This is a genomic window from Rhizobium sp. WCS2018Hpa-16, assembly GCF_031843705.1.
GTDB lineage: Bacteria > Pseudomonadota > Alphaproteobacteria > Rhizobiales > Rhizobiaceae > Agrobacterium > Agrobacterium tumefaciens_C.
The window spans coordinates 35837-54963 of the sequence record NZ_JAVTIX010000014.1; the positions used below are offsets into that span (position 1 = coordinate 35837).

A 19127-nucleotide genomic window follows, 5' to 3' on the forward strand; every position below is an offset into this window, starting at 1 on the left:
CTATACTCCCAGACGAACAGGTATGGCATCCGGGGATGCGTAGAGAACAGCGTCAGTATCGGCGTCTAACATTTGGATTTTCAATGTCTTGATCTGGTCGTCGCTAAGTAGGAAGGCAACGTTGATAGCCTTGCCAGGCTCCACAATTACCACGCCGTCTTCCACAGCGCCATTCGACGTCATCTTGGCAGATCCGACCTCGCGCCCTTCACAGATCGCTACCGGTCTAATTCGGCGTGCCTCTGCGAACATGCCGCCACTGCCTCCACCCAGCGAGATCTCCACCGAGAAGATACGGTTGGTCACGGCATCGAAACCAAGCTTCACGGACACGGCGTTCTTTTCCACTTTTTGCATGACATCGCCTCGAAGGTGAACGGTTATCAGCGGAATCACCAGTTCCTGCAGCGATGCACCGCCATGATGGTACGCGAGATCACCGCCGGATTTGAAAACGGAAACGCTAGCCGGGAGGACGACGTCGAGGTCGCAGGCATATCCCAATTTCGCGCCACTTACGCGCACGCTGCCCGGTGGTGTTGCACCACCTCTGCCTATCCAGCAACGTCGATGTAATTCGACCTTGTCGCCACCAGGGGCCTCAAGGCGCATTGCATCCTCTCGTTCGGAACCGAAGAAGAGATGCCCGTGATCTGCTGTAATCACAGCATTTTCTACGCCGACGGATGCCAATTTCTGCAGGGCGCGGGCCACGTCGGCTACGACACCGCCCATTATGCTGCGGGCGTAGCGATTCTCTGTGGATTCACCGGCCTCGTCGATCTCTGATGACAGGACAACAACGACCTGGGCGCCGGCCAACTTCTTTTTGGTCGCTGACGACCACGCAACCACATCGCTAAGCCGCGCAGTGACGACACCCGGGATCTTGGCCTGTAAGTACTGCAAACGGGATTCGCGGTTATGCATGAAGCTGCCGTCGATCTGCACCCCAAGCTTCCCGTTCTTCTCGACCACCGAAAAGCTGGATGATGCCCCTGGCAGCAATGCGGCCATGCCGACGGGAGTAATGGATGGCAGTGCAGCAATGGCCGGCACTAGCTTTACTTCGCCGAGCTTTTCCAGCCGAGTTGCCAACTCTAGGCCAATCTCATAGCGCATGGCATCAACGATAATTACCGCAACCGGCTTGCGTTGCTTGGCCACAAACTCGGACCAGATTGCCGTTTGGTGCGTGACACCAAGAACGGTCCAGCCACCATCGGCGTAGACCTTGATGAAACCCTCCGCCATTTTCCTCGCGACACGATCGTATGCGGATCGGATCGCCGCCACGGCTTTCTCTTGTATGTCGTCGTGGTCGATAACGGCCAACAGTGTTTCGAGCTGTCGTTGCGCCTGATCGAGGCGATACCAGCCCCGCTCGTCACTCTGGTCCCTAGTGTAGCGATCAACCCACGTCTCGGCCCTCCCGTTGACCTTAGAAATGGTTCCTTCGACACGACGAGCCAGATCATCCATCTCCAACATGAGACTGCAAGCTTCCCATACGGCCTTGCGGGCCGGATCGCGTTCGATCCAGAAACTATTTGACCGCGCGTCGGAAAGTGCCTTTGCGAGCGCCGCGTTTCCCGACGCTATCAGACTGAAGCACTCGCGAACGACGGCACGTTCCTCGAACCGGAAAGTATCGCTGGAGCAAAGCCCACCACCAGCCACGCTGAGCTCATCGAGCCCAAGTTCCAATTGGATCTGGTCGGCCAGCTTCTCGTAAGCGTCGGCGTGCTTGGTTTCCCGGAGACTCTCGGCGATCTTCCGGACGCTCTTTTCATGGCTGTCAGTCGTTGTGACCTGTACGGAAGTGACGGACGACGGGGCTGCGCCTGTCAGGTCCATTCGGAATTCATTGGCCAAGACAAAACGGGAGACGTTCCTTCTTAGCCGAGCTAACACGGGTTCAGCTGGGAGGCGGAGGCCAAGTCTAGCCTCAAGGGTGCGCTGGAGCTCGTCAACAGCACCCTTGGCTTGAATTTCCCCGTCGTGGCCATCATCGACAATCCAGCTCGCGATCAGAGCGATCGAATCGGATTGTCCGAATATGCCCTTGAGGATGGAGGCGCCCTCCGCAGTGCCAGGGTCGTTGGCTAGCGCGGCGAAGTCGCTGTAGCTGAGGGCCTGGTTCTTCACCAGGCCGTCGATGGCGACGTCGGTGAAGCGCTTCCTTAACGTGAGACGCGCCATCTGCTGGAGTTCCGGCTGGGCGTAGTGGGTGCCGAGCTTCTCAAGCTCGAGGAGGAGCGAACCTTCCTCGTCCCGGCGAACTCCCGGTAGGTAGATCAGCACGTCTTCAATACTATCCCCTCCGGTGATCGATTCTACGGCATACCGGAGTTCAAGGAATGACCCGTTGTAACGCACCACTGCGGCCCTGCGGCTTCCGAAATTGCACATCTGCAGATCGCCCACCTCCGAGGCAGCTAGAATTTCGTCGAAGAAGGGCACGTATTCCTGCCGCTCGTCATACATGACGACGACGTGCCGATCCTTGATCTTGTCCTCAATCTGGCCGGCAATATAGTCGTGGAGTGGATGCATACTCATCGCCCTTTATTCTTACGAGGGCGCTTTGCAGCGACCGGTTCGGGCGCCTCCGAAAATTGCTTGAGGGCCGCCTTCACCGCTAATGAGGTTCGTTCGGCGATGAGGTCCTCCACAGCCGAGGCTTGCAACTTCCGAGGTACCCACTTCTCACCTTCGCCTACAAGCCAGAATACTTCCACAAGGTCATGTGCAATTGCGAGGCTACGATCTGTTACACACTTGGGGATGACGCGCTCTGGCCACAAGTGCATTGCGAGACGGGCCCAATCGTAGGTACCGTTGGCGAGATCTTCCCATGCTGCCCTGAGCTGTCGCTGCCAATTTTTGTTGTGAGACGCTAATCTCCATAGAGGCGCGAAATTCAGCAGAACACCGTCCGACAGTTCTGGGCTCCATATTGGCGCTAGTAGTCGTAGCTCCTGAGCCAATGTCTCCATATCGGCTACCGTGGAAACCCTAGCTTCACGCTTTAGAGGATTGGCGAGTTCATCGTCGCCAGCAGCTTCTATCGCATCCAGTTGAGTGCGTTCGTACAGAAGCCTGGGAGTAACATACTCGTTCAACGCTCGAAAAATGGTGTCTCGGTTTAGTTGATGATAGGATAACCAAAGCGCATATTGGCTACCTTCCGGCGAAAGCCTCCACCAAATAGGCGCCTTTCGGCGGCTCTTGGAATAAATTGCGAGATGATAGTCGAAAAACTTCCGACTTATTATATCTGCAACTTCGGACCTAGTGTTGAATTTGGAAGTTGCGCCGCTGCCGTTCAGTACGCTCAAAACCTTGTTGGCCAGGTCATCACCATGACCCGCATCTTCCACCAAAATGGGCTTAGCTGATGTAGTTAAAAGGTCATTTTCCGAAACCATCGCGGGACTTCTTTCGGGAAGCCGTTCAAACGGTTGCAGAGCAAGTGATGCTTTGTCTTCTCTAGCTATCAAACGTTGGTGGAATCGCCCGAATGCCACGCCGACCGCCCAAGAAAGAAGGGCCATATCCTCATTTGGAGATAGTGCGGGTTCTTCGTCTTCGTTCTCCTCGTCATCTGAGTTCGAAGGTTTCCCGATAGCGGCAACGAGCTCCCGATCCTCGAGACTCAGGTTGTAGAGATTCATGGTTATTTCTTCAGCTAGGTTGGTCAGGTCTCGCATGCGCTGACGATGGTAACCTTCATGCCCTATAATATTCGAAATTAGAGGACGGGGCCCCATGAAGACATGCGACAGCTCGTTGGACGCGTCGAGCTTCCTACCGATATCCCAGATTTCGCGAGCGATACTTGCTAATTCGCCCCGAACTGAAGGCGGGATATCGGGGATTGGGGTGGTCTGAATTATCCCCACTTCATAAGACTGAGCCAGTTCGGTCCTAGCGAGCTGCGCGGCCACCAGATATGCAAATGTCTTGGAGTTCATAATGCAAGACATTGCCAAGAGCGTCTCTGGATCATTTTCAGCTGCGAACGCTGCTGGCCCCTTATCTGCAAATATACACCCTGCGGGAAGTAGCCGGAATGAAAGCCCGTTCGTTCTGCGGGGCCAAGTCAGACCAGGGCGAAAGTAGTGCTCGGTGGAACGGATGTTCCTCGCCCAATGCCCCCCTCCATACCTGTGAATGACGGACGCCTTCATTTCGGCCCCATCGTCTTCCCAGTTCACCGCCAGGTGGTGATCGAAATACACCGGCGCGTACGAACCGCCCTTCGCGTAAGGAAACCACTTAATGGGAATGCCATGAGGCACCTCGGTCCATAAGCGGAGAAAGCGAGCATCTGAAAGGCTGCCAGTACCACTGGCAACAAGCAGAGACGATGAAACTGTGAGTCCATTGCTAAACAAACTGCGAACGGTGTCCGACAGCCAGTACGCAAACGGCGAACCTGGAATCTTCCGAAAATCCTCGGCGTCCGCGATGAACAAATCACCTTGGCCCGTCTGCACCATATTCTTTAACGATATTGCCTTTTGTTCTAAAGCAACGGCAGTCAAGCGAAGGAAAACAGTCATTTTGCGGCCTCGAGGCAATAAGCCGAAGTTTCGACCATGGCGCTATCTAAAACTCCGGCACCAAGATCTAAAAATATTAGCGGCGGGGCCAAAGCGAGCACAATGTCCTCTCGCCACCTCTTGGCTCCACTCAGGAAAAACGGGGTTCTTGAGGTAATTGCGCCAAGGCGAGAATGACTGTGGAGCATGGCGATGCCACGTTCCACAAACGCCATCAGAAGATCGCTTCTTGAGTGCGGATATAGCTCTTCGAACATCGACTTAGACCCTGTGCTTGGGGCACCAAATGGCGGATTCATCAGAACGGCGTCGAACCGCTTCCGAGAGATGTCGATGAGAGCAATTCCCTGTTCGGCATCATCGGCAAATAGACGCCGTCGGACACCTACCCCATTGACGGCGTCGGCCACAAAGACCTTCAGCGTTGCGAAGATTTTATCTTCGGCCTGCTCGAAGAATGCGTCATCATCGATACCTGAAAGGTCCAGTTCGGCTTGTTGCAAATGCGGGGCAAGACCAGGTAGAAAACCCTGCGCGCTCTGCCTCTCTTGATTGACGTAGGCATCTTTCGCTTTATGAACTAAATAAGCTACCTGCCTTTCGATGGGAAGCAGGGACCCCATTTCGCCCGCCAATTTCATTTCCCTGACGATCTCCTTGAACAGGTGGCCAAGGATGGGCGGGTTTAAACTGGCGGCAAACTCATCGACCAATGAGGAGTCTCCAGGCATCGGCTCTGCAATTACAATGTTCGAACGACGTATAATCGGTCGATCGGCCCGGTGAATTTCTAGATCTTGATATGCGCGCTGAGCGCGCATCCAAAGCGCAAGTTGGGCGATCTGGGCACAGCGAGGATCGATATCGACGCCGTGTAGATTATGTCGCAGTATCAACGAGGGAATGGCGTGGCGCAGCGCCAGTACATTGGGATAGTCTACACGCAACGTGTTGCCCGTGGCCTCGCTAACCACGCCATCATCGTTATGCCATGCCTCTTGGTAGATGTTTACTAGCAAGAAGAAGCAATAAAGCAGGAAGTGACCCGAACCGCATGCGGGGTCAATAATACGGAGGTCGCGTGGATCCTTGAGCGGTCTATGCCTTACGACGTTTTCACCTTCCACCACAAGTTCGCCGACGTCGGCGAATACCTCGCCATCGCGGCGGATCATAAATTCGCAGGCTTCCACTAGTTTAGTGTCGCCCTTGCGCATTTCATACCAAATGCGTCCGAGGGTATTGTCGGACAGAAACTGCACAACATAGCTCGGTGTGAAGAACTGGTTGCGGATCGCCAGCTCCCGACTGTTTCGAGGCGCCTGCGACTCGTCGCGCATTTTCCGACGTTCATCGCCTGAGTTGAAGTATTGGTAGACCCATCCTATCGTCTCGTCCTCGCCCCAAACCTCCCGCAGTTCGGAGGCGTTTAGGATGGCGAGCAACTCATCGAATGTTGCCTTCCGCGGCCACATCGCAGCCGCCGGGTCCCGTCGATCGAACAAAACCTTTATTTCGGTCGACAGCTCGTCGAAGATGCTTTCGATATACAGCTGGTATCCGCTGCCGTCTGAGAACTTGGCGCCCGGAGCGAAGGCCAGGTATTCATTCACAAACCCTGATGAAGCCTCGCCCTTGGTAATGCATTCCTGAACCAGGCCACGGGCCTCCAGCATCTTCAGCGCCACGAACCGATTAAGCGTCGTGAAAGCGGCGTCGCGGAGATAGTCCGCGACCGCCTCTTTCGGTGCCATCCCAGTCATTAGTTTATGACGGACCGAGGCAACGATCCGGGCACGCAACGCCTTCTGACGGCCGCCGAGGTGGGCTCCTGGGCGTTCGGCAACCTGGCCGTCGATCATAACGTCGTATTCGCCCGCCAACTGTTCCGCGAAATCGATCTCCAGAATAGCGCGAGCCTTCTGGGTTGCACGCTCGATGGCACTGCGGGTTTCCTTCTCCATCAGCGCACGATTACCTTCTTGCCGGCGCCGAGGAGCTTAGACACTTCTTCCCTGATGCTGCTCAGCACGCTCTCAAGCTGCTCTTCGTTGTCCACGCCGCCGGAGAAAAACTTCTGGACGTCGACGGTTGCAAGGCGCTCGCCTTCCAGGATCTGATGAATCCGTTCGATGCATGATGCGAGGCGACCGCCACAGGCTTCGGTTTCAGAGCGAAGATGACGAATGGTCTGGTTGTTGAAATCCCTGTCGGCACACTGGCGGAGATGTCGGGAAACTTCGCTCTGCTGTGCTTCGGTCAACCGTTCCCAGCCGGGGGTCAGTTGCAGCGTCTGGATCGCACTCAGGTAGGTCCGAACCCGTCCATCAAGGGCGGCATCGTACCGCTTCTTGTACTCGACCTGGATCGACGTGGCGTCCTGCTCGATGGCCGCGATTTCCCTGAAGAACGTTTCCTTCGACAGGTTGTCTTCGAGAGCGGAGCCTTTCGCCAGGATATCCGGATCGAGATCGGACTCGTCCCGCAAAACCCGTAAATCGTTTGCCACGACCTTCTTGGCCCGATCCAGATTTTTGATCGCCACAACGTCGAGTGCATTGGAGAGGTCAGCGGCCCGTTTGATGGCATCCTTGATGGAGCGATGGCTGGCATTAAACGTCGTGATGGCGTTTTCTTCGCTTCCACGGCGAATCGCCTTGATCTCGTTGACCGCGGTCTCCAGCAATTCGGCGCCGGGAAGCTGGTTCACCCGAAGCGTGCTAACGACGCTGCTGATCGCATCTTCGTGCCGTTCGACTTCGGACCTAAGTTCGGCAGCGATCGCGCCTTGGGTGATTTCCTTGAACCCATTGCCGAAAGTCGCCTTGAAGTTGTCGTCGGCTTCAATGAGCACGCGCTTGTCGATGCTCTTTTTCGGACGGAAATTCGTGGCTCGGAACAGGTTGTTGCCGGCGAATGCTTCCTTGGCCTGAGCGCTAGTAGCGCTATCGATGGTGACACCCTTGGATACGGCCTCGATTACCCCGGCGCGTAGCAGCGATAGGCTCAGCAGCCGGATGATGTCGAAATCCCAGCCGTACGGAGCCTTCGAAAACTCGTCTTCAAGCCACTTTCCGGTGGCCTGCTCGCCATAGTTGGCGCGAGCCTCGATCTGGGCCAACAACTCGGACAAGGGGGTAGTATCCGTCTTGAAAGCAGGTTTCCCTTTCTCGTCCCGCAAGAGCCCGAGCTGCGAGAAAACAGAGGGAAGGCCATTGAGGTTGTCGGCGATGAAAAGGGCGTCGAGCCCCTTTTTAACCTCTGCTGCCTTGGCCGAAGCTTCCTCGAAACGCTCATAGACCAGTGGCAATACGATCCCGAGCGTCGAGGATGCCGTCTTGCCGACATCAGTGGAATTGCTGTCTGGACTTCGGTCATTGCCTCGGAAAAAGATCTGCCCGGACAGTGAGGCTGACTTCATCAAGCGACGGACTTCATCTTCATGCCGACGCAGACGGATTTTTTCCTCTCCGATCAGCGTAGCAGCATCAGCCGTGCCTGTCTCCCGGCCCTTCTTTTCGATCATCTGTTGTGACCGGAAAGCCTCCCTGGCCTCTCGGCGGATGGCGTCGTTTAGCGTGATGATCCAGAACAGGCTTGATGGCTCCGTCTGGCTCCTGACACGATATTCCTTGGACATTCCGGATGCAGCTGCGACATCGTCCGCGAAGTGGACCTTGAACGTTATGTCCCCTGAAATTTCCGACCGCCCGTTGATCGTCAGTCCGGCCTTGAACTGTTTTGTGTCCCCGAGATTGAACATCGGTGTTGGTGACCAGAAGCCGCTTAAGGTCTGCGCGTAGATGCGGTTAGCATCGGCCTGCTTTGGATCGAAGGAATTTCGGGTCTGGTCCCAGTCGTCCTCTGCCGGCGTTGGGATCTGGTAGCCGTCCTTCTTGTTCCGGACGAAGAGCTCCTTCTCCAGCTGCGCTAGTGCTTCGCGAACCTCGCTCAAACGGGAATCCGCGTGGACGCTCTCGTGTAGGGCCGCGGCGATATTCTCGGCGGACCGGTGAACGCTCTTAACGAACTGCAGAAGGCAGACGACCTTGGCGACAGCGGGTGCCAGCGGATGGTTTACCTTGGAGGGGATCGAGGCAATCTTGGCGCGAATGTCAGAGGCGATATTGCCCTCGACCAGGTCATAGATCTGATCCAAGCGGACCAAAGCGCCGACTTCGGCATCGGCAATCCGGGTCTGCGGGTGGATCAGCAACTGCTGGGCCAGCTTGATGATGGTCCGGTTGGCGCCGCCAACGTGCTTGCTGGCACCACCCTGGGTTCGCAACCCCGACACGATCTGGATGATCAGGTCGATCTGGTACGGCAACAGCGGATACAGGTCGATAAACGACTGGCGGTCGATTTCCGGCAGCGTGATGTCCGCACTCAGCCTGGTGTGCTGCACCATCCGACCGCGATTGGCTTCGAAAAGATCTCCCAGCAACTTCTCCGCGACGCCATTTTTCAACAGTACGCGCCGGCTGGTCACCTCCGAGATGTCGGATGGTTCCAGATGCACCTGAAGGGGGAAGCGATCCATAAGGCGGGCAAGTTCAATTTTGGAGCTATCCAGACCACTAACCAGTTCGTCCAAGCGCTCCTGAGACGTCACGGTGATCCAGTGTTTACCGCGGCCCTTAACACCAAGCTGCTGCACGACCGCCTGGAGATCCAACATCTTCTGCACGTCGCGGGCGACGAACTGACCGACTTCGTCCACCACGAACATCAGCGATTGTCCTAGTTTGTGGCGGGCCATGAGCTCGACGATTCGATCCGCCAACTTACCCGGGGAGATATCGTTGCGGTTGTTCGCAACCTTGGCGAAACTGTCCGCCGCGGGGAAAGTCGCGGGGTTCATCTTGTGGAGCGTCCGGCTCGCCTCGTTTAAGGCGAACATCACGCTGCGCTTGCGATCATCCCACTCCCGTCCGGTCTCGGCCTTGAAGGCGGCTTTGAATTCATCGAACGAGCCTTCCTGCTCCAGCGTGATTTCCAACTCTGATAAGTCGAGATCTTCTGAGTAGCCCAGGCTCTTGAGAAAGAGCTTGTACATGATCTCGCTGAGCATCTGGTTGCCGCTGCGGATGCCTCGATCGGTAGAAACGTCGAAGATTACCGTGTGCGTCGGAATGTGTTCGTTGATGGCCTTCAACACTACTGAGAGCTTATCATCACGTGCGCGTTCAAGAAAGCGGTCGGCTACTGATCTGCCAAGAACATCACGGTTGCCTATGGCGAGGCCAAGATTCTTGGCAAATGACGATTTACCCGATCCAAAGAAGCCAGAGCACCAGATCGCGATACCCTCATGAGGCTTCTGAGGCGTTTCCTGATATCGTTCCATCACGTAAAGGAAGTGACGTTTGATGGCATCGGTGACGACGTATTCACCGACTTCGGCTGCGATGCTCTCCTCGGCGACTTGGTCAACCTTGATTACTTCCTCGATCTTACGATCGATATCGCCAGCGAATAGCGTCGAAATCTGCGTCATCTCAGAACCTTAAAATATCTTTGGGCGATAATTATGCTCAGCATTCAGAACGCCCATGAATCTGAGACCAGCGGCGCCGTCTAGTTCGCCGGGATAGAAAAGGATCGTGGGGACCGTCACACGCCCTTTCAATTGTTCGAGCAGCGAGAAGGTGCGGTAGACAGGGAACAGCGCACCTGTGCGGACGATAAGCGCTACATCGCGTTTGGGGTCTGGATCGTCTGGCATCAGATCCGCTACCATATCAACGAGTGGGGCCCGTTCGGCCAGAAGGGAATGGATGTCCTCCACAGCCTTCGCCGCCCCAAACTGCTTCTCGAGTTCGAACCAGTCCTCAAGCTCTGCCTCAGTCTGCAGGGCGCGGGTGAGGCAATCCGCGAGCGAAATCTTCGTCACGCGTTTCCCCTTGTTTTCCAACCGAGTCTGTAGGCCAGATACGGCGATGCGTAACTGGAGCTCTTCGTTTGGATCGTACCGGAAGATCGCATATGGCATGTCATGATAGGCGCTGATCTTCTGGCTCGGATCCTGCAGCAAAAGTACAGGTTCCAAGTCGCGCGTGAGCCTCTGGATGAAATCGGTCATGGCTTGAGCGCCTTCGCGAAAGCAAGTGGAGTGGAATGGGGAAGGGTCAACTGCACGAAGGATCCGGCCACCTGATAGTCAACTTTGCGGTACTGGTGGAGCCTGAGCAATGTCCGATGTACATCATCGGGATACATCAAGGCGAGACGCCAGTGCACGCTAGCGGGCACCTTGACATATGAACCCTCGACGGCAGCGATCAGGTGGATGTGAAACAGGAGAGCATCGTCCCCCATCTGCGCCGGCGAGAACGTCTTGGCCGGCCCCTTTCCCGTCAACAGCTTGAAATCCACAGCGGTCCTCACTAGATCGCGTGCCGCGCGTAACAATCCGTAGTCGGAGAGCACCTTGCCGTCTTGCGAGTGCGCTGCCCAAGCCGACGAGGCAAATTCTCTCGCATCCTCTGAACGGACGTTGTACCGGCCCGCGATATATTCTTCATACAGCCAGTCCCGAACGAATGCGCCAAACGGCGCTTCGGTGATGCCGACCCACAGGCGCCAACAATCTCGCCAGTCGGCCAGGCCCATTCCGTTGCTAGCCAAGACGACCAGTGGCTTCATGAGAACAAAATTCTTCAGTCGGCGCCCAATTGTCGCAATGACCTCGCGTTCCCAGCCCTGGGTCCGAAAATTCCCATGGAGCCTAGCGCTCAGGTTAGTCTCTACCGACTCATCGAAGTCCCAGCCCGAAAACAGGCGAAAGGTCTCTTCGACTAGAGGCCCCTTTCGAAGCAGGCGTTGGGATAAGATCGACGGAAAGCCAATCATGCGCTGTTCCGCATGATATACGGCACGCGAAGATCTCCAGTATCGGATAGCCTATGTCCGAGCGCCAACAGCGAAACGCACTGGCGTGTCCGAGTGAAAACGTTCGGGAGCGGGACCGCGTTGTTGGAGCCCGAGCGTCGTAAAAGCTCTTCGGATTCCCTTATCTCCTCGTCGGAAACAAGGCCGAGACTTGCCAACACGGATGGTACAGTTGCCACACCGACTGCTGCGACCTGCTCGAAAAACGGGCGCCAGTTGACCGCATCATCTAACCAAGACTCCCACTTAGAGTCGAACTCATCCTCTACGGCCCCAGTCAGGTGCCAAAGGGTCGAGCAGTTGGGCGGATTGAAAACCTGCGAACTGCGATGGGACGCCACTGCGAATACGGATTTCGCTTGGGCGAAGTAGTGGGTTCGGGGGAGACCACGGCTCAACATCCTGGCCCCATACGGACCGAGCTGCCCGTCAGTATTCCACCAACGGTGCAGGTCCATTTCACCCAGACGGCCAATTGCAACACGAACTTTGCAAACCCAAGCCAGATCCAGTTCGCTCATCTCTTCATCCCAGCTCTTGTTTTCGGAGCCATTTCTGTGCGGCCTCCTCAACGAGGTCGTACACGTTGCAGTCGTCGTCCACGACTAACTTTTTGAGGCGCTTGATGATATCCTCGTCGAGGTAGACGAGCAGGGCTTTCCGGCCATCCGCACATTTTCGAATCGGTTTCACAAGCTTCGTTGCATGGGTTTTGGTAAGGCACTGATATTAAGAAGTTCTCTTTTTGATACGATTTTGATAGGTGTTTGAAAAACCACGCGTTACCCGGCCCCATACAATGACGTTATATCGAAACTACAACAGTCTGCCAACATGCTTACACCTGTTGGTATATGACGTAGCTGCGGAAGTCGTCGGGTCTGTTGCCGCGCGGGTCGCACAACATCCTGGCTATCCTAGCAATTCATATCGTCAAGCGGACCGGCTCCTACGAGCAAGCGAGCTATGCCATTCAGGACGCTCCAGATGTGGTTCAGTCGCTTTATGGCCGTCTGCCACAAGACAAACCAGTCTTAGCCGGGAAAATATTGAATCAGGTGTGGGAAGCGGCATAGCCGAAAGGGTAGGTTACAGAACGCCCCATGCCCGAAACCTCCCCCTCCCCGTCATCTCTCTCAAGCCCAGCTCCAACAGAATCCGCCGCGCCGCCTGCGGCGTCATCTCCAGCGTCTTCGCTACCATTTTTGCTGACACCAACGGTTTTGCCATGACGAGCTCGACCAATTCCGGCAGTTTTGACGACGTCCGCCGCCCCTCCAGTTTTCGATCCATCATGGTCTTAGCGAGGGCCAGCCGGTCGTGCTCCCTTATCCCCATCTCGGCGGCCGCGATCATACCGTCCGCGATGGCGAGCAACCGGGTTTCGCGATGGCGATGTCGGCGCCGATTCACCGGAATCGTCCTGAGGCCGGTATTGATGGCGGCGAGATGGGCACCTGTGGTAACGCCGGCTTGGCGCAATATCGACGCGGCCAGCAGCCGACCGAGCCAAGGCGCGTGCTGAAGGACTGATAGTTCGTTCCAGGCATCGAGGATGACGATCGCCTGCACTACCGCCGGCAGGTTTTCTGCCTGCCACAGCACGCCGCGCCATTCGTCGAGCCGGGCATCCTCGTCCCAGTCAAGATCGTAGACCAGCGGGTCCTTTTCGGCGCTACGGTTACCGCCGGCGCAGCCGGGACGTGTTGCGTTTTCGATCGCAGTCTCCGAGCGGGCCAACACCGCATCGATGGCGGCATAATCGACGCCGGGTAGATTTTCCGCGTCATCACCATCGTTCCCCTCCCCTTCCCTACCGATGGCGACTGCGGGCCGAATGACGTCGGCTGGCTTCACTGCTTCAGCGCCGACCGGATTGATGTCCGACGTCTGTCGCAAAGTTCGGATACCCTCTGCCGAAAACGCCCAGCCGGGGAGATGGGCGGCAATGCGCCGGCGGGTGCGCAGCACGTCGCGGGCGATCGTCAGTTCATGGGTGGGTGTGCGAATATCGCGGGTGGCGTCATGGAGAACGAGCTCTTCGGGGTGGACGAGTTCGCGGTCGATCCACAGCGAGGCGCAGGCGTCGACAAATTTGGAAGCGCTCAACAAAGCCCTCGCCGACTAGCGAGCCGGCGACCTGCTCGTCGAGACGCGACAATTATGAAGGCGCGTCGAAAGCTCACCGCATCGCAACAACGTCGAAGTGGACAATTTGGCTAGAGCGTAAACCATTGAAATCATGGTTAATAATTATATAATGAAAGCTATACAGGGCTTCAGTTTCGCTACATGGTGTGGTCTAGAGTTAGGCGCGTAACCATCGATAAGTACCCCTTATCGATGGTTAGCCATCTTCTGGTAATTTCTTGCTATCTCGCGCGGCAATCGCTATGTTTGAGCCTAAATTTGACGAGGAACACCATGTCCGAACCACAGCTTTCAATCCGTAGCACCAAAGCGAGAGATCTGGCGCATGCGCTTGCGCGCCGCACCGGCCAGCCGCTCAACAAGCTCGTCGAACTGGCGCTTGAGCGCTACGATGTGGAATTGCGGCAGCAGGATAAAAAGCATCCACTTGATGCCGTATGGGAGCTTGCAGCCGAAGGCCGCCGCAATGTTCCGGCTGGCACCACCTCCGCCCACGATGATCTTTATGACGAAAATGGCCTACCGATATGATTGCTGTAGATACCTCGGTGATTGTTGCAATCGTCCTTGAGGAGCTGGAAGCCGAAACCTTCAAGTCGGTCCTACGGCAGGAAGAGATTGTTATCGGTTGGCCCACTCTGTTTGAAACAAGAACGGTTTTGACGGCCAAAGGTTTTTCCAATCCAGCAGATATCGTCTCCCGGTTCTTTGACGCACCAAACATCATGCCAGTCGCCTTCAACGAGAAGCACTATCGTGAGGCTGAAGCCGCGCTAGACCGATACGGCAAAGGACGCCACCCGGCCAGCCTGAACATGGGCGATTGCTTTTCCTACGCGGTCGCTGCTGTTGCCAAGGCACCCCTCCTGTTCAAGGGCCGTGATTTCGGCCAGACTGATCTGAAACTCCATCCCGCGTCGTCAATGGAATGACAGGTGTTGGCCGAAACCCTGTCACGCGTCGGGCCGAGGAGCTCGATACGATTGCAGCCGTCCTTCCGCTTGATCGGCGCGACGAACTCGCCGAGATGCTGACTGACCAAGATGTCGAAACTATACGCCACTTGGTCAACGAGGGGATGGGTGCAAACACCCTGCGGGCGCTGACGTCGGACCTCGCTTACCTGCAAGCTTGGTCGATCGCGGCAACCGGCTCTTCTCTTTCCTGGCCCGCAGCTGAAGCTCTGCTGCTGAAATTTGTTGCGCATCATCTCTGGGATCCGGAAAAACGCATGACCGATCCTGATCATGGCATGCCTGAAAAAGTCGACCGGTTATTGCGCGACCAATGTTTTTTGAAATCTGTTGGGCCTCATGCGCCTGATACAGTACGCCGCCGGCTTGCGTCTTGGTCGACACTGACGAAATGGCGTGGGTTCTCCGGCGCCTTCTCCTCCCCTGCCCTCAAGCAGGCCATTCGCCTCGCAGTGCGGGCCGTCCCGCGGACCCGCAAGAGAAAAAGCGCTAAGGCGGTGACCGGTGACATTTTGGCCAAGCTGCTCGCGACCTGCGGATCGGAAAGTCTGCGCGATGTGCGGGACCGAGCGATCCTGATGGTCGCATTTGCGTCCGGTGGTCGTCGCCGCAGCGAAATCGCTGGGCTTCGTCTCGAACAGCTTTCTATCGAGGCGCCCATCGAGGTGAGTGACGGCCCTCCCCTCCCCTCTGTCGCTATACATCTCGGCCGCACCAAAACGACGACGGGCGAGGAAGACGATGTCGTTTATCTCACCGGGCGGCCGGTCGAGGCGCTGAACACCTGGATCAAGGTCGCTAAAATAGACAAAGGAAGCGTCTTTCGCGGGATAGGGCGCTGGGGCACCGTGTCGAAGCGGGCACTCGATCCGCAGTCGATCAATGCCATTCTCAAACAGCGTGCGGAGATTGCGGGGTTGGACAGTGGGGAGTTTTCGGCGCACGGCCTAAGGTCGGGATATCTGACCGAGGCTGCAAATCGCGGCATCCCGCTACCAGAGGCGATGGAGCAGTCAAAACATCGGTCGGTGCAGCAGGCGTCCAGTTATTACAACAATATTACAAGGAGGAGCGGTCGAGCAACACGACTGACGTTGCCCCCAAGTTTTATCCAGTTTTGAGTTCGCTCCAGCGGTTTTGGGTTGCTGTATTCGGGGCGGTAGCGGCGGGTTGCGGTGCGGAGCCATTCCGGCTGCGCAGCACCGCATCACGTCGCGGGTTGATTGTCTGAGCGAACTCGGCAGGCGTCATCCAGCCGAGTCCAGAGTGTGGTCGATGTTCGTTGTAATCGCTGCGCCAGTTTAAAAGCGCTTATCGTGCGTGGGTCAGTGACGAGAAGAGCGTTTCATTCAGGAGCTCGTCTCGTAGCCGTCCATTGAAGCTTTCGATGAAGGCGTTCTGGATCGGTTTGCCAGGCGCTATATAGTGCCATTCCACTTTGGTCCGACCCGCCCAATGCAGGATTGCGTTACTGGTTAACTCACTGCCGTTGTCACTGACGATCATCTTCGGCTTGCCACGTCTTTCGATGATCCGGTCCAACTCACGGGTAACCCGCAAGCCGGAAAGGGACGTATCGGCGACGAGGCCCAAGCATTCTCTTGTGCAATCATCGACGACCGTAAGCACCCGGAACCTGCGGCCATCGGTGAGCTGATCTGACACGAAGTCCAGCGACCAGCGATCATTGGCAGCCGTCGGGATCAACATCGGCGCTCGGGTGCCTATCGCCCGCTTACGCCCGCCACGCTTGCGTACCGTCAGCTTCTCTTCCCGATAGAGCCGGAAGAGTTTCTTGTGGTTCACAAGATGACCCTCGCGTCTAAGCAGCACATGAAGGCGTCGATATCCAAAGCGGCGGCGTTCATGCGCCAGCGCCTTCATTCGCTCGCGAAGGTCATGATCATCGCTGCGCCTGGTTTCGTAACGGATCGTCATCCGGCAAAAGCCGATGGCTTTACACGCCCGCCGTCCGCTCATCTGGTGGTGATCCATCAGATGAGCGACAGCTCGCCGCTTTGCCGCGGGCGTCACCACTTCTTTCCCAAAAGGTCTTTCAAAGCTGCATTGTCGAGCATGGCATCCGCAAGAAGCCGCTTCAGCTTCGCGTTCTCGTCCTCCAGCGTCTTTAGCCGCTTGGCTTCGGATACGTCCATGCCGCCGAACTTGGCCTTCCACTTGTAGATGCTCGCATCACTGACACCGTGCTTGCGGCAAAGCTCCGAGACCGGCGTGCCCGCCTCGTGCTCCTTCAGAATGCTGATGATCTGTTCGTCTGTAAAACGGTTGCGCTTCATTCCCTGGTCCTCTCAATGGGCCAGAGCTTACTTCAAAATGGATTATTTCAACGGGGCAAGGTCACGACTTCTATGATGGCTGGACCCGGCCCGAGTAATCGAGCAACGATTTGTCGGGGAGACCGACCAAATGAGGCAGCTCTGTTGGAAGTCTACGACGACATGGAGCATTTTCTCGAGTGCTGACCGCTGTGCGTCGCACTTGTCACTGGGTCGTGCATTCATCGACGTTAGCGTTGGGGCGCCACCGAATCCAATATAGCCTGCAAATCAATATTTGAAAGCTGCGCAGCGTGTTGGATTTTCCAGGCGGCCACACTGCGTGTAACCCCGTACTCCTCAGCCAGCAACTGTACGAGTTCCTCCAAACCCTTGCGATCTTGCGGACGCTCCGCTTTATACCATCGCTCCGCTGCTGCGGAAGTAGGTAGCAGAAACTCCCCAGCGAATGACTTAGCACGTTGTTCGACGCCAGCTGGCATTCGCGCCTTTAGGATCTCGACAGCTGACAAAGCGTTATCTCCGTCTAGCAATAGGTGACAAATCTCATGGGCTAAGGTCACCCGAGCTCCCGGACTAATAGCAACATCATTTTCGTGGTTGCGCAGTATTCTTGTGCTCATTTCATTCAAGAAAACGCCTGGACCAAATTTTTTCCCCCAAATGGCTAGCCCGACGAGACTGGGTGGCTCAACACGTTCATGTCGAACCTCAATTCCCAGTAGTTTGGCTATTTCGAAGACTTCTGCCATTGCCGTGACATCAAGGCCAAGCTGTTGGCGGACAAACCGGGCCGCAAATTCGCCCTGCGCAAATGGTGCAAGCCTTGCGGTTTGGGAATTAATCTGATGTCGGCACTCGCGTGAGAATTTCTCCATCAAAGGCGCGTCATGATTATCGAACACTTTAGCGAGCTCGATAATCTCTCTAATTTGATCTTCGGGCAGCGCGCCAGCCATTCGGGCGGCTATCCTCAGTTCGTCATTGTCGTTCGCGGCATCATTGAAGTTTTGCGGAGCCTCAAGAGCTCCTGACTCAATCAAGTCCTTTGCAACCGTGCGGTCGAGGCCGGCCGACCATGCAAGGAGAGCAACACCGTCGCCATCGTTACGAGAGCGCCAAGCCTCCAATGCAAGGCTCCAGCGGCTGGCGTCTACTTTAGCCAGCCGATCGCAAATCCAGTCACCGGCCTCGTTTAGCGCGCGTCGAGCTTCGTCGAATTCAATGTACCAATAACGTTTATCTGTTTCGACAAGATATGAATCCTTGGCGCGCATCAACCAAAAATGCGAGATCCCTGAAATGCCGCCGAAAGCGATGGCAAGATTATGTGCGCGCTCGAAATTCGCTACCGCGCGGCTCTCTCCCTTCACTGCTTCGGTTTGCATTCCCTCCCAGCGCTTCTCTGCAGCTATACGCAGACCCGATGGGCGTGTGACATCTACGTCAATCGGGAAGACCTGCCGCAAAAGCAGTGGCTTCCAGTAATCGGTTAGGAATGCAAGAAGATCATCTATCTGGATGTCTAGCGGTGCACGGTCGTCCCCATGAACCGGCCAGACAACGGTGTCATCGACCCAAACCGTGAGATTGCACGTCGTTTGACGGTTTGGGATGGGGCGTATATCGAACCGCAGGCGATCCTGATGAGACTGCATTATCCGTGCTCCTGGATATGGTCTTTAACCCAGCGCTCGAACTCGCGTAGGCATTTTTTCTGAGTGGCTAATTCGCGAAGTTCCGCAACTAGATCGCTAGATAGATGACCGCGATACGGATACCCGTGGTAATGTTTTCCGCGATCTGATGTCTGTGCCTCATAGATCGCACCTTCATGAACATTATAGACGCATTTCGGATACGGCAACTCTGCATCGCCGTTATCGCCCTCAATGGCCTCGTTGACGAGGTTGTGACGATCGTCGTCGCTCAGATTGTTCGGGCATTTGCCGATCGCTCGACGGGGATTATCACGCTCGAAGACTATTTCAGGATATGGTTGGTTGCCGACATGCTTAAAGCGTCGTTCCCCCTTATCATACGAACGGGCAACGCTAGTTTTCACGGTAACACCGATGTCTTCCTGGTCACTCATCGCCGATAGAGCCGAAGTTAATCCATGCTACTGCGCACTTAATTCCGGTGGCTCGTGATCGCAAGTTAACGACCTGAGTCTCGCATGCGATAAGTTGCCTCATCCTGCGACAGATATCAAATTTTATCATGGCTTTGAAGTGGAACTC

12 protein-coding genes and 3 pseudogenes are annotated in these 19127 nt (G+C 56.0%); 4 read left to right on the forward strand and 11 right to left on the reverse strand.

Annotation, left to right across the window (positions count from 1 at the left end):
• Genes RQI55_RS23575 through RQI55_RS23605 form a run of 7 tightly spaced genes read right to left on the reverse strand, consistent with a single transcriptional unit; the run spans window position 1 to window position 11983 of the window.
• Window positions 1-2562 (reverse strand): PglZ domain-containing protein, encoded by a 2562-nt coding sequence (locus RQI55_RS23575; RefSeq protein WP_311273670.1) that lies wholly within the window; start codon window positions 2560-2562, stop codon window positions 1-3.
• Window positions 2559-4568 (reverse strand): hypothetical protein, encoded by a 2010-nt coding sequence (locus tag RQI55_RS23580; RefSeq protein ID WP_311273669.1) that lies wholly within the window; start codon window positions 4566-4568, stop codon window positions 2559-2561. The genes RQI55_RS23575 and RQI55_RS23580 overlap by 4 nt, the downstream gene beginning before the upstream one ends.
• The gene (locus RQI55_RS23585) at window positions 4565-6532 is read right to left on the reverse strand and encodes an Eco57I restriction-modification methylase domain-containing protein (RefSeq protein WP_311273668.1); all 1968 of its coding nucleotides are present in this window, start codon (window positions 6530-6532) and stop codon (window positions 4565-4567) included. Before RQI55_RS23585 ends, RQI55_RS23580 begins: the two co-directional genes overlap by 4 nt.
• Window positions 6532-10068, reverse strand: coding sequence for a BREX system P-loop protein BrxC (gene brxC / locus RQI55_RS23590; protein ID WP_311273667.1), 3537 nt, complete (start codon window positions 10066-10068; stop codon window positions 6532-6534). The genes RQI55_RS23585 and brxC overlap by 1 nt, the downstream gene beginning before the upstream one ends.
• Window positions 10069-10077: 9 nt before the next feature.
• Window positions 10078-10653: a BREX protein BrxB domain-containing protein gene (locus tag RQI55_RS23595; RefSeq protein WP_311273666.1), complete on the reverse strand. Its 576-nt coding sequence runs from the start codon at window positions 10651-10653 to the stop codon at window positions 10078-10080.
• A complete protein-coding gene (locus tag RQI55_RS23600; RefSeq protein ID WP_311273665.1) occupies window positions 10650-11423 on the reverse strand; it encodes a hypothetical protein in 774 nt (257 codons plus the stop codon). The genes RQI55_RS23595 and RQI55_RS23600 overlap by 4 nt, the downstream gene beginning before the upstream one ends.
• Window positions 11420-11983 (reverse strand): BrxE family protein, encoded by a 564-nt coding sequence (locus RQI55_RS23605; protein ID WP_311273664.1) that lies wholly within the window; start codon window positions 11981-11983, stop codon window positions 11420-11422. Before RQI55_RS23605 ends, RQI55_RS23600 begins: the two co-directional genes overlap by 4 nt.
• A 357-nt stretch (window positions 11984-12340) precedes the next feature.
• Here RQI55_RS23605 and RQI55_RS23610 point away from each other — a divergent pair.
• Window positions 12341-12538, forward strand: a pseudogene (locus RQI55_RS23610) (hypothetical protein); the annotation flags it as partial.
• Between the two features lie 13 nt (window positions 12539-12551).
• Here RQI55_RS23610 and RQI55_RS23615 read toward each other — a convergent pair.
• Window positions 12552-13706: pseudogene (locus RQI55_RS23615) on the reverse strand (RHE_PE00001 family protein).
• Window positions 13707-13886: 180 nt separating this feature from the next.
• Here RQI55_RS23615 and RQI55_RS23620 point away from each other — a divergent pair.
• Genes RQI55_RS23620 through RQI55_RS23630 form a run of 3 tightly spaced genes read left to right on the forward strand, consistent with a single transcriptional unit; the run spans window position 13887 to window position 15708 of the window.
• Entirely contained in the window at window positions 13887-14144 is a 258-nt protein-coding gene (locus RQI55_RS23620) for a type II toxin-antitoxin system VapB family antitoxin (protein WP_311273663.1), read from the forward strand.
• Window positions 14141-14545: a type II toxin-antitoxin system VapC family toxin gene (locus RQI55_RS23625; RefSeq protein ID WP_311273662.1), complete on the forward strand. Its 405-nt coding sequence runs from the start codon at window positions 14141-14143 to the stop codon at window positions 14543-14545. Before RQI55_RS23620 ends, RQI55_RS23625 begins: the two co-directional genes overlap by 4 nt.
• On the forward strand, window positions 14542-15708 hold the full coding sequence (locus tag RQI55_RS23630; protein ID WP_311273661.1) for a tyrosine-type recombinase/integrase: 1167 nt from the start codon (window positions 14542-14544) through the stop codon (window positions 15706-15708). The genes RQI55_RS23625 and RQI55_RS23630 overlap by 4 nt, the downstream gene beginning before the upstream one ends.
• Here the strand turns inward: RQI55_RS23630 and RQI55_RS23635 are convergent.
• The 3 genes and pseudogenes from RQI55_RS23635 to RQI55_RS23645 all read right to left on the reverse strand — a co-directional run bounded on the left by RQI55_RS23635 (window position 15695) and on the right by RQI55_RS23645 (window position 18979).
• Window positions 15695-16884, reverse strand: a pseudogene (locus RQI55_RS23635) (IS3 family transposase). The gene RQI55_RS23630 and the pseudogene RQI55_RS23635 overlap by 14 nt on opposite strands.
• Before the next feature lie 230 nt (window positions 16885-17114).
• A complete protein-coding gene (locus RQI55_RS23640) occupies window positions 17115-18542 on the reverse strand; it encodes an ImmA/IrrE family metallo-endopeptidase (RefSeq protein WP_311273709.1) in 1428 nt (475 codons plus the stop codon).
• The gene (locus tag RQI55_RS23645; RefSeq protein WP_311273708.1) at window positions 18542-18979 is read right to left on the reverse strand and encodes a hypothetical protein; all 438 of its coding nucleotides are present in this window, start codon (window positions 18977-18979) and stop codon (window positions 18542-18544) included. Before RQI55_RS23645 ends, RQI55_RS23640 begins: the two co-directional genes overlap by 1 nt.
• Window positions 18980-19127: the final 148 nt, after the last annotated feature.

Excerpts from the sequence above, each read along its gene's own strand:
- RQI55_RS23575 (WP_311273670.1), bottom strand. The coding sequence starts at position 2,562 with ATGAGTATGCATCCACTCCACGACTATATTGCCGGCCAGATTGAGGAC.
- RQI55_RS23580 (WP_311273669.1), bottom strand. The coding sequence starts at position 4,568 with ATGACTGTTTTCCTTCGCTTGACTGCCGTTGCTTTAGAACAAAAGGCA.
- RQI55_RS23585 (WP_311273668.1), bottom strand. The coding sequence starts at position 6,532 with ATGGAGAAGGAAACCCGCAGTGCCATCGAGCGTGCAACCCAGAAGGCT.
- brxC (WP_311273667.1), bottom strand. The coding sequence starts at position 10,068 with ATGACGCAGATTTCGACGCTATTCGCTGGCGATATCGATCGTAAGATC.
- RQI55_RS23595 (WP_311273666.1), bottom strand. The coding sequence starts at position 10,653 with ATGACCGATTTCATCCAGAGGCTCACGCGCGACTTGGAACCTGTACTT.
- RQI55_RS23600 (WP_311273665.1), bottom strand. The coding sequence starts at position 11,423 with ATGATTGGCTTTCCGTCGATCTTATCCCAACGCCTGCTTCGAAAGGGG.
- RQI55_RS23605 (WP_311273664.1), bottom strand. The coding sequence starts at position 11,983 with ATGAGCGAACTGGATCTGGCTTGGGTTTGCAAAGTTCGTGTTGCAATT.
- RQI55_RS23620 (WP_311273663.1), top strand. The coding sequence starts at position 13,887 with ATGTCCGAACCACAGCTTTCAATCCGTAGCACCAAAGCGAGAGATCTG.
- RQI55_RS23625 (WP_311273662.1), top strand. The coding sequence starts at position 14,141 with ATGATTGCTGTAGATACCTCGGTGATTGTTGCAATCGTCCTTGAGGAG.
- RQI55_RS23630 (WP_311273661.1), top strand. The coding sequence starts at position 14,542 with ATGACAGGTGTTGGCCGAAACCCTGTCACGCGTCGGGCCGAGGAGCTC.
- RQI55_RS23640 (WP_311273709.1), bottom strand. The coding sequence starts at position 18,542 with ATGCAGTCTCATCAGGATCGCCTGCGGTTCGATATACGCCCCATCCCA.
- RQI55_RS23645 (WP_311273708.1), bottom strand. The coding sequence starts at position 18,979 with ATGAGTGACCAGGAAGACATCGGTGTTACCGTGAAAACTAGCGTTGCC.